The sequence below is a fragment of the Paenibacillus sp. Y412MC10 genome (genome assembly GCF_000024685.1).
Classification (GTDB): domain Bacteria; phylum Bacillota; class Bacilli; order Paenibacillales; family Paenibacillaceae; genus Paenibacillus_AQ; species Paenibacillus_AQ lautus_A.
In genome coordinates, this window is sequence record NC_013406.1 from 3,875,245 (window position 1) to 3,890,318 (window position 15,074).

15 protein-coding genes and 1 pseudogene are annotated in these 15,074 nt (G+C 45.8%); 2 read left to right on the forward strand and 14 right to left on the reverse strand.

Annotation, left to right across the window (positions count from 1 at the left end):
- Positions 1-56: 56 nt before the first annotated feature.
- Together GYMC10_RS16620 and GYMC10_RS32570 are read right to left on the reverse strand one after the other, a co-directional pair.
- Positions 57-2,888 carry a hypothetical protein gene (locus GYMC10_RS16620; RefSeq protein ID WP_015735580.1) on the reverse strand — a complete coding sequence of 944 codons (2,832 nt, stop codon included), beginning with the start codon at positions 2,886-2,888 and terminating at the stop codon, positions 57-59.
- 184 nt (positions 2,889-3,072) lie between these two features.
- The gene (locus GYMC10_RS32570) at positions 3,073-3,234 is read right to left on the reverse strand and encodes a hypothetical protein (RefSeq protein WP_187292995.1); all 162 of its coding nucleotides are present in this window, start codon (positions 3,232-3,234) and stop codon (positions 3,073-3,075) included.
- 339 nt (positions 3,235-3,573) lie between these two features.
- On the opposite strand from GYMC10_RS32570, the gene GYMC10_RS16625 reads away from it, so the two are divergent.
- Together GYMC10_RS16625 and GYMC10_RS16630 are read left to right on the forward strand one after the other, a co-directional pair.
- Entirely contained in the window at positions 3,574-4,530 is a 957-nt protein-coding gene (locus GYMC10_RS16625; RefSeq protein ID WP_015735581.1) for an ABC transporter ATP-binding protein, read from the forward strand.
- A 2-nt stretch (positions 4,531-4,532) separates the two neighbouring features.
- Positions 4,533-5,363, forward strand: a complete 831-nt coding sequence (locus GYMC10_RS16630) for an ABC transporter permease (protein WP_015735582.1) — start codon at positions 4,533-4,535, stop codon at positions 5,361-5,363.
- A 238-nt stretch (positions 5,364-5,601) separates the two neighbouring features.
- On the opposite strand, the gene GYMC10_RS16635 is transcribed toward GYMC10_RS16630, so the two are convergent.
- From GYMC10_RS16635 to GYMC10_RS33050, 12 genes and pseudogenes are all read right to left on the reverse strand, one after another.
- The gene (locus GYMC10_RS16635; protein WP_015735583.1) at positions 5,602-6,528 is read right to left on the reverse strand and encodes a DUF2268 domain-containing protein; all 927 of its coding nucleotides are present in this window, start codon (positions 6,526-6,528) and stop codon (positions 5,602-5,604) included.
- Between the two features lie 261 nt (positions 6,529-6,789).
- The gene (locus GYMC10_RS16640; protein WP_083775433.1) at positions 6,790-7,812 is read right to left on the reverse strand and encodes an alpha/beta fold hydrolase; all 1,023 of its coding nucleotides are present in this window, start codon (positions 7,810-7,812) and stop codon (positions 6,790-6,792) included.
- A 277-nt stretch (positions 7,813-8,089) separates the two neighbouring features.
- Entirely contained in the window at positions 8,090-8,488 is a 399-nt protein-coding gene (locus tag GYMC10_RS16645) for a YkvA family protein (protein ID WP_015735585.1), read from the reverse strand.
- Between the two features lie 382 nt (positions 8,489-8,870).
- The gene (locus GYMC10_RS16650; RefSeq protein ID WP_015735586.1) at positions 8,871-9,329 is read right to left on the reverse strand and encodes a DUF2269 family protein; all 459 of its coding nucleotides are present in this window, start codon (positions 9,327-9,329) and stop codon (positions 8,871-8,873) included.
- Between the two features lie 14 nt (positions 9,330-9,343).
- Entirely contained in the window at positions 9,344-10,072 is a 729-nt protein-coding gene (locus tag GYMC10_RS16655; protein ID WP_015735587.1) for an NAD(P)-dependent oxidoreductase, read from the reverse strand.
- Positions 10,073-10,341: 269 nt separating this feature from the next.
- The gene (locus GYMC10_RS16660) at positions 10,342-10,674 is read right to left on the reverse strand and encodes a winged helix-turn-helix transcriptional regulator (protein ID WP_015735588.1); all 333 of its coding nucleotides are present in this window, start codon (positions 10,672-10,674) and stop codon (positions 10,342-10,344) included.
- Positions 10,675-10,913: 239 nt separating this feature from the next.
- A complete protein-coding gene (locus tag GYMC10_RS16665; protein ID WP_015735589.1) occupies positions 10,914-11,924 on the reverse strand; it encodes a phytanoyl-CoA dioxygenase family protein in 1,011 nt (336 codons plus the stop codon).
- Positions 11,925-12,027: 103 nt separating this feature from the next.
- Positions 12,028-12,921 (reverse strand): helix-turn-helix domain-containing protein, encoded by an 894-nt coding sequence (locus GYMC10_RS16670; RefSeq protein WP_015735590.1) that lies wholly within the window; start codon positions 12,919-12,921, stop codon positions 12,028-12,030.
- A gap of 319 nt (positions 12,922-13,240) precedes the next feature.
- Positions 13,241-13,537, reverse strand: a complete 297-nt coding sequence (locus tag GYMC10_RS16675) for a hypothetical protein (protein ID WP_015735591.1) — start codon at positions 13,535-13,537, stop codon at positions 13,241-13,243.
- Between the two features lie 321 nt (positions 13,538-13,858).
- Positions 13,859-14,203 (reverse strand): DUF1048 domain-containing protein, encoded by a 345-nt coding sequence (locus tag GYMC10_RS16680; protein ID WP_015735592.1) that lies wholly within the window; start codon positions 14,201-14,203, stop codon positions 13,859-13,861.
- A gap of 9 nt (positions 14,204-14,212) precedes the next feature.
- On the reverse strand, positions 14,213-14,560 hold the full coding sequence (locus GYMC10_RS16685; RefSeq protein WP_015735593.1) for a DUF1048 domain-containing protein: 348 nt from the start codon (positions 14,558-14,560) through the stop codon (positions 14,213-14,215).
- A 2-nt stretch (positions 14,561-14,562) separates the two neighbouring features.
- Positions 14,563-14,744 (reverse strand): annotated as a pseudogene (locus GYMC10_RS33050) (hypothetical protein).
- Positions 14,745-15,074 lie beyond the last annotated feature (330 nt).

The window sequence follows — 15,074 nt, forward strand, 5'->3', positions numbered from 1 at the left end:
ATCGTCCCCGGAAGCTAGCTCGTGATAACATCTCATATTGCTATATCATACACGTTTTAAAAAGGTCCGGTTATTTTCACCTTGATTTTATTGGATTCAACCGTTACCCCGTTCAATGTAATTCGAATCGACAACTCGGCTTGCCCCGGATGCTTGGCGATAATCTTTCCTTTCGGGTCGATCTCCGCCTTTTCCGGACGGCTGCTCAAATATTCAATGACTGCGCCGGATAACTCCTTAGTCGTTCTTTCTTTATCAAGGAATACTTCGTAGGAATAACCGACTTCATCTCCCGGACGAAGCTGGAGCGATTCAGCCTCAAGCTGTACTTTGTCTAGCTGCACGACCAGATTCGGATCGCTAGACTTCATCAGCTCGCTGCCGTATTTGAAATATAAGTTGCCAAAATCGTCCTGGGCCAGTTTTTCCGCATTGCTCTCCAACAAGATGGACAGCGATTTGCTTGCAGCGTCAATCTTAAACATTTTGCTTGTGTACGTATGGTCAGCAACATATCCCGTAAAAATAGTACCGTACACATTCCCGTCGGTTCCCACGGTTAAGCGAGGATTGCTGTGTGCATAATCTGCTGCAGGAAACATATCTTCGCTGTAAATAATCTCTTGGCGCTCCGGATCATAGATAAACAGAGACCCTAGCGCCATTCCCCAAATGTTACCGTCCGGGCCCCATATCAAAGAGGTTACTGCTTTTTTGCCCGCAACAGGTACCTGTTCCAGCTCTACTCGGCCGGATGCTGTATCGTAAATGGCAAGCTTCCCCTCTCCGCCTGTCATCGCGCCGGTGGCCATAAACAGCTTTCCATTTTTGTAAAGCAACGAATTGATCGAATGCCCGGATATAATGTCACGTTTCACATCAAACGTTCCGGTAACGGGATTATAGACGGTAAGAGCCCCGCCTGTTTTGCCTGCGATTGGATAAGAACCGATATATAACAGGTTTTCTTCCTCGACCCCGAGCATGGCAACGGGCCGGTCTTGCTCTGAACCCAGCTGACCAAGCCGCAGCGGATTATTCGGCTCTGATGGGTCCGTTCGGTTCCATGGCTTGGCTGGATCGTATTCAAAGATAGTCGCTCTAGGATAAACGCCGAGATACATTTTCCCGTTCAAGGAACCGAATCCTTCGACTTGGCCGATTTGAGGATAATGCTTGGTCTCGTTACGGGTTGGGGAGTAAATTCCCATACCCCCGCCTGAAATGAAGCCAGAGGACAGCATCTGCCCATCTGTGCTCTTCCCGATATTAAACAATTCCACGAACTGTGCCGGAAACGGAAGCTCAGGCGTTTCAATCAAACCGGTTTCCAGATTGTAATAAAATGCTCTTCCGCTATTTCCGGCCAATCCGACTAATGTCCAGCCCGGATAATTTGTCTGGTCCAGCTGTACGTAACCAAAAGCTACGCCTGCTCCTTTGACGTCGACACCCAGCGAGCCGTAATCTCCCGTTCTCACGTCGTATGAATAGAGAGACCATTGCTGCGCGCCACCTGGAAGGGTTTCGTAATAGGTGTAGAATACCTCCTCGCCGTCAGGCGATAACGGTGAAAATCCTCGTGCATTATAGGCAGTATTATTGTTAACGATCCAGCTAGCGGTATCGGGATCATACACGAACATAACCGGTCCGGGATCCACGCGCACGAACAATTTACCTCCTGCATACTGGAGATCGTAAACCGAAGTCTTGCCGATAAATTCAGGATGATGTAGCGCAATCGACGTGCCGCTAGCAAGATCGTATTGATAAAGCTTAGCGACGTCTGCTCCCCCCACATAGATCATTTGACGATCGGAATCGTAAGCAAGGCTGCGGATATGAGCCTCTTTCGATGAAGTCTTGAAGGATTTAAGGATTCGAGTCTGGTCGGTAACGGGATCATATTCAAACAGCGATTGGGAATATCCTGTTCCTCCATACACTTTGCCATCTTCCCCGGCTACAAGCGTCCAGATGACGGTATCGGTAGGAACAGGTTTCCCGATGGCACGCAGCTTATCCTCTGCCGGATCATATTGAAACAACGTCCCGTTCGGCGTACTTCCGATGTATACCTTTCCGTCGGAGGCTGTCACAATCGCCCAAGCTGCCGAAACGTTGCTCCCGTCAAGCGCAACAAGTGGATGAGTGGATTTCACTTCTTTCGAAGCAACATCCATCACGATGAATTGTGCCGGATCACCCTGTGCGACCGTAAACAAAGCATCCTGACCATTCCTATCTTTACCGAATGCAGCCGTCATTAAGGTTAAACTTGAAGATTGCGGTCCTAAATTCGTTAAGTACGGGGAGGAAGCCTGCGACTCCAATGAGACGCTGTCAACGAAATACCTGCCGGTTAGGTCACCATTAAAACCAAAGGCTACCCTGACCTCCGTTGCATTTTTAGGGGCAGAAGCAGCCACTCTTAAATTCTGCCATTTGCCCGATGTTTCACCGACCAGGCCGCTCACGACGGAGACAAGCTTTCCGCCTGCATCATAAAATCTGAGGTCTGCTTTGCCGCCTTGGCCTTCATCCGATAGCACGCTTGCTGTCATGATGACATTGCCGAATGGTTGGGCGGTATATGCATCGCTCACAACTCCGGAGCCTGCGGCGGGCGACAGGCGTTCCACCTGAAGACTTCGTTCCCCTTCTGCGTACACGGACTCACTTACAGTTATGACAGCTGTGTCTTCATCGGGCTGCCAGCCCGGCAAGCGTCCATCTTCTTCGGAATCCTCGAAGCCGCCGTTGATCATAACGTTGGTCAATTCTTCGTCTGCTGCATACGTGATCGACTTTGCCCACCCGATACTTGCGAACATCATGATGACTGATAGGGCTGCGGCAAGCCGACTCCTCCACTTGCTTCTCACTAAACTCTCCCCTTTGCGAATAAATTTTTTCAACAGTTAGTAAACGCTTTCAATACACTCTCATCTTATCATATCCCTTCATTCGTATACAAGTAAAATACATGTAAGTATAATTCTTTCCGATAAACAAATAAGCCGTGGCATCGGGATATGTGTTAAACAGCGTTGCAATATTGGTCATGTATCAAAGTCCGAGTAACACAAATTCATGTGGATTAGCCTTGATCATCTCATACATAAAGGCAGGCGCTTCCGATTTTTCATAGAAGTCGTGTTCCCAGTTTGCCAATGCCGCCGCACCGTCCAGGGTCGGATATACAGGGACAGGCTGTAAAGTTGTATCCAATGCCGAGCCTCGTAAACCACCTTCCGTCCGTCCCTCCTGGAAGCAGCATCCGCACCGGAACGGCCTCCTTATCCACTCTTTCAGCACATCGGACAGCAAACCGAACATCCCCAGTCGGGATTTGAGGCGCGTGGGTCATGGTGTGGTACTGGGGCACGGCATGCCGTCTCCGTCCTCAGACGGAGACAAAAACCATTCTGCCGTCCCTCACTTCTTCTCAGAGCAATAAGTTATCGTTGTATTAACGCCTGTTGATATACCGTTACACAGTCAAAGAATTCTCTTTGAATTTAAACACGCAGCAGCAAAAACATAGTTCGAAAACTGAAAGGGGCAAGCATGATGAAGCTGATCTATCAATTAGAGCATGTGAATAAAACATACAAAAAAGGAAAGGTTGTCGCCAATCAAAACATAAGCTTCGACGTTCAACAAGGGGAAATTCTCGGTTTGCTCGGTCCGAATGGAGCGGGCAAATCCACGCTAATCAAGCAGATGGTAGGCCACCTTGCTCCCACCTCAGGTACGGTACGCTATAAAGGAACCAGCGTGCAGACACAAACAAAGCGAGTTGCCCAGGAGGTCGCCTACTACTCGCAAGAGCCTCACGCCCTGACCAGTTTAAAAACCTGGGAAGCCTTGTATTTTACAGGAAGATTGCGTGGGTTGACGACGGAATCCGCCTTAAAGCAAACAGAGGAATTGTTGGAACGCTTTGGTATGCAAGACCTCCGTCATAAGCTGTTGAAGAACGTTTCCGGCGGACAAAAGCGTTTAATCGGGATCGGAACTTGCTTGATCGGCTTTTCCCCCGTCATGATCCTGGATGAACCGACCAATGAACTAGATCCTAAAAAGAGAAGGCTCGTATGGGATCTGATTCAGGAACGCAATCGTCAAGGAGTAACCGTGATCTTGGTAACACACAACGTGCTGGAGGCCGAACAGGTCGTGGATAGAGTTGCTGTCGTAAATCACGGCAAGCTATTGGCCATCGATCATGTCAGTGTTTTAAAACAAAGGGTAGACCAGCGGATGAAGCTGGAAATTACGACTTCCTTTGGCGAAAGCGATTATGTTTGCCGAAGCTTAAGCGCTCTAGGGCAGTGGACCAAAACGGGAGAAAACCGAATCCGGACACTGATCGAGAAGCAAAACGCCAGCTACGCGATCGACTGCCTGACTGGGCAGCAATTACCGATTGAAGAATACTCGTTGGTCCCTCCGAATCTTGAAGATGTCTATTTTCATATTGATGATGATCAGGATAAGCCTGCCAAAGAGGAGGTGGTCTAAACATGGAAAAGATAAAACCATCCATGCAAAGCCATGACATGCAGCTGCAAGAAACCGTCTTTCTCCAAGGGCACGAACAGCAGAGCATAATCCAGCGCAGAATCACGGAATGGCTGATCTTAGCCCGCATTCAATTTACGATCATCCGCGAAGCATGGGTTTGGATTTTCATCATGGCATGCATGTTTCCGTTAACGACGCTGTTGTTTCTCAAATTCTTTACGGTCGACCCAACGCCGGCTGTCATGACACGTATTATTACGGGGAATATGCTTTTCGGCTTAATCGTCATGGGACTCAATTCCATGGCTCAAGAGATATCTTGGCAGAAGCATCAAGGCCATTTCACGTACTATTCGTCTCTGCCGATTGCCAAGGTAAACTTCATCTTCGCTAATCTGCTGCGCGGCTTGATCATGTGCGTACCGTCTTTTATTATCTTGGCGATGATTGGTCAACTTGCTTACGGCATTCAATTTCACTACAGCTGGGGACTTGTCCCTGTATTGCTGCTCACCGTTTTTAGCGTGGTTGGCGCGGGTGTACTGATCGGCTTCTGGTCACCTAGCCATCAATTGACCAACATGCTGGTCCAGGCGCTGATGATGTTCATCTCGTTTTTGACGCCTGTCATGGTGGATATGGATCAATTGCCTATGATCTTGCAATGGCTCTCTTATATCTTCCCAACCACTTACGCCGCTGAGGCCATGCGGGAGGTATTGATATCTGGCTGGTCCGGCTCTGTTGCCTGGAACACGCTTGTTCTCTTGTTTTTCTCGCTGCTCTCCATCGTATTGATCTTGAAAAAGGTTGATTGGCGTGTTGAGTAGTAAAGAAAAGTTCTCCTTGTTTACGGTCGTTGACTAGCAACCTCGACGAAAATAGATAATCACGAGCAGAACAAAGTCGTCTTTACAGGCGACTCTGGACACCAACTTGTACCTGTCAAAGCAAAAAAGCCGCTAAAATAGCGGCTTTTAATGGGAGCATGTCGTTGTCCCTCTGCCCGAAATTTCATAAACGTGGGCAATGTAAGTTCCAAATGGTTTCTGTTATTTGAACGCGATCTTAACAGCTAATCACCGTGTCTTCATTCCAAAATTCTTTTACTTCGTCTAATATTTCAGAAGCAGGCATTATGGTGGCCTCGAAAATCGTTCTACCTGTTTTCCTTAAATAATATTGGATTAGATAATATCCGCACGCGTATCCAGCACTATATGGCATGTTGACCGGTTTAAAGTTTTGAAGTTTGGCGATCTCGTCACCGTAAAGATAAGGAGCAATATTATCAAAACCCGTTAAATGCAATTGCTCTTTAAGCACAGGCTTTATGCGCCTGTTCAGTGTTTCTGCGTCTGTTTTCGTTACCCAAGGACCGAGCAATTCTTCTCCAAACATGAACGTAGCGTAATTTTCGGCTAATCCTTCACTTACAATGAGCTCGCCCAAATGAACGGTGTGATCCCACTGAATAAATTGATATCGCACATTATGGTTGCATTCGTGCGCGAGTGCAGCCTTCATTCGAGGAATCGTGTACGCATTTGGCAAGATTGTACCCCAGATATACCCGGGAATGCCCCCAAAACCGCTATAACCTTCGTTAATGGTTAAGGCACGGCTTTCCGGGTTCCCTAGTTGAATAGTAAATAAATAATCAGAAACAGGGAGGTTTATTTCATGTTCCATAAATAGTTGGAGGCTTTTCCTTACTGCGTGCTCACATTCTAACCAAAAAGAATCTGACGAAATCAACTCTATCTCATGTGAAATCTGCGGGGTAATCTGATCAGGAGATCGATGCATTATGCTATTAAACGTAATAACGTCAAAACCGTTCGACTCTTCCGCTCGAAAAGGGATCTGTTGAATTTGCCATTGTTTCATAAAGGGGGCCATCATTTCGTTTCTGAATAATTCAACTTTTTCCTCGGGCGAAGCTTGGGCAACTTTTTGATAAATATGGTCTGAACGCAATGTTCTTATGTTCATTTCTATCACTCCTAGTTATGTATTCATAGAGAGACTTATGCACGGGCTACGATCGATTTCTAACCGTAATACATAAACATCATATTTGAATAGAAGACAACGAGGATATGCCGATTATAGATATATTCATTTATTACCTCTTCCTGCCCGTTTCTTCATTTGAAAAAGGGAGCAGCTGCTGGCGCAATCTGCTCCCTTTCATTCAACTCGATCCAGTTCATTTTTGGTAATGCAATCGATCTACGCCATAATGGGATCTAATTATTTTATCCCGCCCGTAAAATCCCTAATTTTGTCCGAGATTTCTTTTGGATGAGAACGATATAAATAATGTCCCGCGTCCAATAAAACCATTTCTCCATGTACAGATTCCTCTAATTGCTTCTCATGCTCGGGGATCCATCGGTCCGTCACAGGGTGATTCGCTTGAACCAAGAAAAGAATAGGTAAATCGGGAGGAAAATCCAGCTGTTCTGCTGCTTTAAAGTTGGAATACATGCTCACTGCCTCATTTAATTGCGTGTTGTTATACATGTTTTTGCGTATCATAATGTTCAATTGTTCTTTGGTTTGTTGATCATACGGCAGTCCTTCATAAGGGTCAGCGCTTAGTTTCAATTGTAACCGGGCGAAGCCCAAGTTGCGGAACCATTTAACCGGTTCTGTGTCTGACGAATCAATCTTCTGTTCGCTCAGAGACGGAACGCTGCTATCCAGCCCGATAAACGCACGCACTTCATCTGGATATTGGTTCACGTAATCCAGACTATAGAGCCCCGAAATGGAATGAGCCATGAGGATATAACGATTGATCTGGAGACTTTGTAACGCTTCGTGAATTTCACTTGCGATATTTGCTGTACTGCGCTCCTTCTGGGTTCGATCGCTCAAACCGTAACCAAAAGGTTCAATCACGACGACTTTATAATAAGGGATTAACTCTGATATGAGCGGCTTAAAATCAAGTGCAGGTGCCGCTGTTCCATAACCGGGAAGAATCACAATGGTTTCTTCACCTTGACCTTGAATGAAAACATTCATCTGTTTTCCATCTACAGCTATACGCTGACCGTATGGCTCCATTCTTTTTTGTTCTGCATGACTGCTGATTTTATTTACGGTATACACGGTGGCGATAAAAAGCAGGATGGCTATAACTACTGCGACGATTATTTTAAGCAAAATATGTAGTACTCTCTTTGTTTTTGTACTATTCCTTACTTCCTTTCCTGCTGGTTGTGTCAAACTTTTCAGCTCCTTCTTGTTTATCTGTACATTGGCCATGGGGTCCACTAATGCAAGTCTAGCCAACCAAGATGTCCTCTCAATGAATGCAATATGAACGGAGCATGAACAAAGTTTATTGGTAATCGACACCCGCTTTTGTCCTCGGCTAGGGACTAGATCTTGTACGGACAAAACAAAAAAAGCCGCTAAAATAGCGACTTTTATTGGTATCTCGGAAGCACAATAAATAGCAAGTGAGCACTTTGCTGTAATCCGTAAACAGTGAGCTGATTAAGAGATGAAAAGATGCAATTGAGAGCAGTTATAACCTACCTTAAGTAAATAATTTATAGCAGATGCTTCCGACCCATACGGCGATTAATACCCATATCAAAATGAATAACGCACCGGTCACCCAGTTTTTCGGTTTTCCCTGCTTCCTGATCTCCTCCGCTTTAGCTCTACATTCTTCAATAACCGATTGTGGAATCATTTTAAGGGCGATCGTAATTCCTAAAGGCACGATAATCAAATCATCAAGATAACCTAAAACGGGTATGAAATCCGGTATCAAATCGATCGGACTGAAAGCATAGGCAACCACTAACACCGCAAACAACTTTGCGTACCAAGGTACTCTTGGATCTTTATAGGCCAGGAACAAAACAAAAACATTTCGTTTAATTTCTCTTGCCTTATTCTTTGCTTTTGTTAGAACCTTCGCTTCTCTCATTAAGACCTCCAAAATCATTTGCTATGTCCCTGGCGCAGCTCGTTAACGGAACAAATGGTGTTCTTTAGTTCAGAAAACGGCAGCTGGATCGGCTGCCGTTTCTTGGCTATCATTCCCTTATCTTTCGTCAGATTGTCAGTGAATTTTGGCTTCATTTAAAAAGTTGGCACCCGCCCACTCCCCCTCAAACTTAAACAACTCATACACAGCCTCGCGGTCCTTAGGCGGTTCATCTATCCAAGAACTCAATTGGTCTAGACCATAACCCGCTTTTTAAAATCCCAATTTCAATGACCGCCTTTTCTCATAACCCAGCACTTTCCTAATTATATCACCAAAATCATGTGGCTATAAAAGTAAGTTAAGATGCTCCATCGGCTCCTTAAAAAGGTTTTAAGACCATAAGCACCAATATGGCAATCATCATCAGCTGTGCTGCCGTCTCGATGGGGACGATCTTTTTGATCAGCAGTCCGAACTCGGCGGGTATTTCATTACTCTGGTCTTGATTTTCAGATATGAGCTTGATGATCTTTTTCAAACGGGGCTCGATCCATCCGTCGATTAGGACGATCATGAGGAGCGATAAAAGGATGGACACATTCAACCACATTTGGGATATCCCCATCTTGGTTATGATCATAAGCCAAACCCCGGTTACAATAAGTAGAATGCCGCCCATTTTAGGTATGATGGCAAGTTTGGTCGTTATACCAAAAGTAAAGTGCAGCTGGCCGACGGTTCTAGCGGATCTTCGAATGAAGGGCATTACGAAAGCGGGGCCAATGATGGCGATCGAAGCCAATATATGAAAAACAAGCAGTAATCCAAACAAACCCATACTCCCTCTTCTCCTCAGCGCACCGAAATCTTGCTTTGATAGGCTAGCCCGACCCTTTTCCTTTTAAATGCTCCTCCGAGCTCAAGATGGTTGAGCATACACATTACAACATCGTCATAAGCAACATTGAGTTCTTGAAATCGGCTGAACAAATGACCGGCAATTTCTGCCTCGGAAAATTCCTTGATCATCTCCGACATCGGAACGGGCAAGGTTTCCGCTGTTACATGTAGCTGAACCGGATCTGGATGCTCTCTTGAATCCATCATGGTTCCCGGACACATCATGGACCAATCGAGCCCAGTCCGTTGCAGCCTTTCGAAATTCAGGTTGTGATTTTTATACTCGGGCGGGAAGCCGGGTAAATGGTTGCCGATCAGATCGGTATATGGAATATCCAGCAAACCGGCTCCTCCCATGACCCATACCCGCCCAGAGAAACTAGGCTCCAATTCACATCGGCTTATGATGTTATCGACGATACGAACAAACTCTTCTCCCTGTCCCGCATGTCCGGCCGCAATAATAGCAGCGTCTTGATGCGCAAGCGCCTCGCTGACGCTTACTGGGTTCAACATATCGTCCACGATCACCTTCACATGCTTTGCGGAATGTTCACCTAGTTGATCATATAGCTTCTCAGAATTCCGCACAAACGCGGTCATTTTGTGCCCCATTTTTATTCCTTGTGCCAGCACTCTTCTCCCCGTATTCCCCGTCGCTCCAAAAACAATAATGTTCATTGTTCTTTCCTCCTCTTTAACGGCTCCAATATTTGGTTGACTCAAGCTTAGCATCGCTTCAAAAAGATGTTAAGAACCCACTTTAAAGTAGGGTACTTACTTAAAAGTAAGCTTCACAGAAAGAGAACCCATATTGTGCGCGGAGGTCGGGACGATAGGAAAAATCTTGTGGCAGATTGTGCGGCTGTAGACGAAAAAAGCTGCCCGGAATTCCGTGGCAGCTTGTGTTATGGGTTGATTGAATTAGATTCGATTTCTTTAAATCAGCTTTATGACGCTGACTCTTCATACTTCCGCTTATTATGATTTTCTCCCCAAGCACACATGACTTCTGCTACAGGAATCAATGTTCTGCCGTATTCACTAAGGGAATATTCAACTTTTGGAGGGATAGCAGGGTAGACCGTTCGGTCGACTATGCCTTCGCGTTCCAAATCTCGGAGATGTTGGGAAAGCATTTTTTGTGAAACATCAGGTATAAGCTTTTCCAGATCGTTGAATCGCTTTGTGGATTCAATCAAATGCCATAAAATCAAAGGCTTCCATTTGCCGCTTAAAACATGCAGGAGTGTTTCGACTGGACATTCGCGCTGATGAATCATGGATCAATCATCCCCCTTACTTTTGAGTACGTGTATTACCCGATATTAATATAACAAAATTTTACAATAGGGATATCATCAAGTCAATCATCGAAACTAAAAAGGGTTTTGGGGAAGCACCTGTTATCTTATTCGTCTACTGACTGCTCCACCTATCAAGCAGTCAGTGCAATAAAACAATGAGTCCCTCAGTTCAAGCATTGAACTGAGGGACTTTTCCTCTTATGCAATTTTCACCTCTAGTCCTGTTCTTTTTTCACCTGTACGACAGGCAGCATCATGCCGTCATCCATGCCCATCAACGTCACGCTGGATGATTCGGGTATCTCATCGTGCTGCGTAATATCTACCGGGGTATCAAATATCGGTTCCGCATAAGCAAGATGCGTCCGGCCGCGGGCCAAAATCTGGCGGTAATTCCCGCTTTCGCCTTCATAACCGTCATGGTCCCACGGAACGAACGACCGAGCGTTACAATAATGGCACACATAGGAGCGGCGATAACGGTCCTTCGTTCGGTTCCGATATGAACGGTGGAACAAATGGGAATCAAAGAACAGCACATCTCCAGGCTTCATTCGCACTGGAATGGGGGCCGGATAATTGGACACCACTTTGGATAACGTGTTGACCTCATCGTCAAGGTGACTGACATTCTCCACGGAATGGAGATCGGTGAATGCTTCTTTAGCATGAACACTGCCGCCGTTATCCCCTGGCGGTGGGTAAATCGGTTCGTGATTGGAACCGGGAACGACCCACAAACACCCATTCTCTTCATCGGCATCCTCCAGGGCAATCCAGGCTCCGATTAGTGTGTCGGGATGGGTCTTGATGTAATATGCATCCTGATGCCAACCTTGCCCCCCTTTTCCCGGCGGGTTAAAGAACATCATCGATTGCAGAGCATAGACATCGGGCCCGATAAGCGCCTCAAGCACATCCAAAATCCGGGGATGAAGCATCAATTGCTCCCCTTCCGGATGGACGCGGGAGATCATATGAACCCTCGTTTTCTCGGCAAACTCCGATTTGAGAGGGTCCTTATCTTCCGTAGATGCCTCTTGACGTTTCCCCTCATGTTCAATACGCAGTCTCTCTGCCCAAGCTGCATAATGCTCTATTTCTTTCGGATCCAACAGTCCTTCAACAATAAGGAAACCATCTCTGTGATAGTGCTTGTATTGCTCTACCGTTACATAATAACGGCCTTCTCTTAGTTTGGCCTTAGGTACATAAGTCTGCCCCATGCTGATCCCTCCACATGAATTGATTACCTTAAGTGTGAAGGATTTCGAAAGCGTTCTCAATGGAGAGGACACGGAAAACGGTGGACTGATTTGATATCCGTTATCATGTCCGTTCCTGATTCAGAGCGACAAAATGCCGGTTCAAGGGATAAGCGGACTCCTCCTCTTCAGTCATGGCCAAATGACGAAATAACGGATCCGCAAAACGATCGCGGAATTCCACGGCAGTGACACCACGTGTCCGTTTGAACATGCGGGAGAAATAGTGCTCATCGGCAAACCCGACATCGTAAGCGATTTGTTTGATCGTTCGCTCCGCTTGGATTAATAGCTGTTCCGCTCTCCGTAGACGGCGTTCCAGCAAAGCCTTCTGGGGAGGGATCCCAATCCAGCGGACAAACATTCGGGTAAAGTGCTCATGAGTCCAGCCGGAACTGCCCGCAATCTCTTCAATGGTAATTTGGTGATGAAGATGTTGTTCCATATAATCCAATGCCTTGATAATCGGGGCAGGCAGGTTCATGGAAGAGCGCGAATCGTCTTCATCGATCGCCTGCCATTCCTCCAGAACGCTCAATAGCAAAATGGCTCCTCTTCTCTGCCAGCCGCGGGGTTTTACATGCACAATTTTGAGCATTTGTTTCAATAGGGAGGGAACAAGACTTCCCCCGGCAATCACCGACCAGTCCTGGCATTCCCCTCGGCTATCGTCCTGTCTGCAGAAGGTTTCCCGGAATGCTGTATATTCGAAGTGGACATATAAATGCCTGGTGGGAACGAGCGGATCAAACCGGTACCTATGCGGCTCTCCGGGACAGGTGAATACAATGCCGGGCCGATCCAGCAGAAATTCGCCCCGGTCGTTTTCGTAAACGGTACGGGACCCCGTCGGAAAGAATACCAATTCGAAATCATCAATCGTTCGCACCCCCAGAACGGATCCCTTGTTAACAGTGATATCCCCCATGACATGAAGTGCGGGCAGCGTTAGCGACAACGTATAACCTCCCATTCCTTCCGTTTGTTCTAAATAATATGACGCAGGGCACAAGTTATAAGTTCCATTTAAAACGGTTTCAATTATATGCTACACCACTTAACTCGTAAGAGTTAGGAAATAACTGCCGAAAAAAATGGTATTAGTCTAATCGGTAAAAAGGAACTCCTTATCGGCGATCGGGACGAGAACTTGTAACGATAAAAAAAGCCGCTAATATAGCGACTTACAATGGGTGTTCTTATCCCTCGACACCTACAATTATTTTGTTTCAAACAATAGAAGGCTCTACTGCTTCGTGTTTTGTTGATCTTGATAACTAAACAAGAAAATCATCGGGCTCGGAAATCTCATGTTCCAATAACGAGTGCCATATTGGTTTAAGTCTCCAAACTACATACTCTTCATCAATATCAAGTTCTTGTAAGCCTCCTATGCTATTAATATCTCCTCTTTCTAAAATTATATTTTCAGGTAAGCTAAAAATGAAGGTAGCAATTGTCTGATCTTGATAGATGATATTAGTAGTTACTTTCTTTGCGCTTAAATCTACACTCGTAAATACAGCTTTCAAATTTAGCGGTACAAATTCTGTGTATCCTAATGTTCTAGTCATCTTAAATCCCCCTCCCTTCATCTTACCATGCCTTGTCTTGGAAAATGAAAAACCATGCCTCTACTCAAAAAGACTAGAAAACCATGAACTCAAAGGGTGTCAGATTCCCCGCAATCACTTAGTCAGGCAAGTTTCCAGACCGCGTCCCTACGGGTACACCTCCCTGCCGAAAATCATATGGACGATCTTTTTGCCAGTAAGACGACGGGACTTAGGAAGGGACAAAAAGCGAAAGGAACTAGCATTGGCCAGCTCCCTTATATACGTCTAACAAATAAAGCCGACTATCATTCGAATCTCAAAGTCACCTATATCCCACTTTTACTTTGTTTTATCCGTAATCTTTTTTATGGCCTTGCTTTGGTCAAATGATTCTTGATAGATATCAGCGTAAGTTTTTGAATCTTTGATAAGATCGTCGCAGAAAGCCGCTACGTCACTGCCCGTTACTTCGAGCACGCCTTTTCCCACGGCCGCGCCCTCTTCAAAAAGATCGATAATCCCCGAGAGCAAACCCGTCCCGTCGGTTAGTTCAACAGGGCCGACCTTAAAGAGATATTTTTGAATCTCTTTATAAACAATCTGATAATCTTTCGGGAGTGCTTTGACACGCGCCACATGCGCTCGCCACTCTTTTTTGCCTTCGATGATATCTTGTATTCTCATGTTATCCTCCTATTCACCTAATTTTTTAGCGATATTATTGTTGAGCTGCTCGCGCCACTTGTCACGAAAAGACTTTGCTCCTTCTTCGCCGGCCAGCGCTGAACAGAAACCTTTGATATCGTTACCCAAAACCTCTTGGACATTCTGACCTTCCGCCGCCGATTCTTCGAGCAAGCCAAGCACGCCGTCAAGAATTGGCATGAGGTTGCGACCGGTGAAATCGGAGTGCGGCCAAAGATTGGCATTAATTTCATTCCATGCAGCTTGATAATCAGCCGGCAGCTTCTTGGCTCGTGATTCAAAAGTTTTAAATTCTTTAGTCATGTCGCTGCCGGTGATTTTTTCCCAAAAATTCATGATTAATTCTCCTTTAACTCGTTAATTGTTGATGATACGAACTCCCATGTTTCCCAGAACCTTTTCAGCTCCGCGCACTCCACGTACAGCCTTCCCTCCACAACACGGAAGTTCAGTCGCCGCGTGATTTCGTAGCCGTAGGTTTCAATGCAGCATATAATTCCAAGGACACACCTTCAAGCATCCCTTTGAGCAATTCCGTTAGGTTTTCCAGCCAATTACCCCTGGCTATTCTGTAGCACTGGTATGAAGTGTTACTTACTACTTCTATAAAGTAACACGTAGTAGTTGGTTTGTCAATTGCATTTCCTTTGACACGGATATTACACGTTCAACAATCCTGGCCGTTGGTAGAAAAAAGGCAGCCGATTTTATGAACGGCTGCCTTTTTGTCTTCTATTGAACTAGTTCTGCTAAAGGCATGGCGATAGTTCCTATATACTAATGTTCCTCCGGCTAATTTTCATATGAGATAAGAAAGTCCCTCCACTTTCTCTGTTCTGGGAACACGGCT

Bases quoted from the DNA above. Each gene is read 5' to 3' on its own strand.
- GYMC10_RS16625 (WP_015735581.1), top strand. From the start codon at position 3,574: ATGATGAAGCTGATCTATCAATTAGAGCATGTGAATAAAACATACAAA.
- GYMC10_RS16630 (WP_015735582.1), top strand. From the start codon at position 4,533: ATGGAAAAGATAAAACCATCCATGCAAAGCCATGACATGCAGCTGCAA.
- GYMC10_RS16635 (WP_015735583.1), bottom strand. From the start codon at position 6,528: ATGAACATAAGAACATTGCGTTCAGACCATATTTATCAAAAAGTTGCC.
- GYMC10_RS16640 (WP_083775433.1), bottom strand. From the start codon at position 7,812: ATGGCCAATGTACAGATAAACAAGAAGGAGCTGAAAAGTTTGACACAA.
- GYMC10_RS16645 (WP_015735585.1), bottom strand. From the start codon at position 8,488: ATGAGAGAAGCGAAGGTTCTAACAAAAGCAAAGAATAAGGCAAGAGAA.
- GYMC10_RS16650 (WP_015735586.1), bottom strand. From the start codon at position 9,329: ATGGGTTTGTTTGGATTACTGCTTGTTTTTCATATATTGGCTTCGATC.
- GYMC10_RS16655 (WP_015735587.1), bottom strand. From the start codon at position 10,072: ATGAACATTATTGTTTTTGGAGCGACGGGGAATACGGGGAGAAGAGTG.
- GYMC10_RS16660 (WP_015735588.1), bottom strand. From the start codon at position 10,674: ATGATTCATCAGCGCGAATGTCCAGTCGAAACACTCCTGCATGTTTTA.
- GYMC10_RS16665 (WP_015735589.1), bottom strand. From the start codon at position 11,924: ATGGGGCAGACTTATGTACCTAAGGCCAAACTAAGAGAAGGCCGTTAT.
- GYMC10_RS16675 (WP_015735591.1), bottom strand. From the start codon at position 13,537: ATGACTAGAACATTAGGATACACAGAATTTGTACCGCTAAATTTGAAA.
- GYMC10_RS16680 (WP_015735592.1), bottom strand. From the start codon at position 14,203: ATGAGAATACAAGATATCATCGAAGGCAAAAAAGAGTGGCGAGCGCAT.
- GYMC10_RS16685 (WP_015735593.1), bottom strand. From the start codon at position 14,560: ATGAATTTTTGGGAAAAAATCACCGGCAGCGACATGACTAAAGAATTT.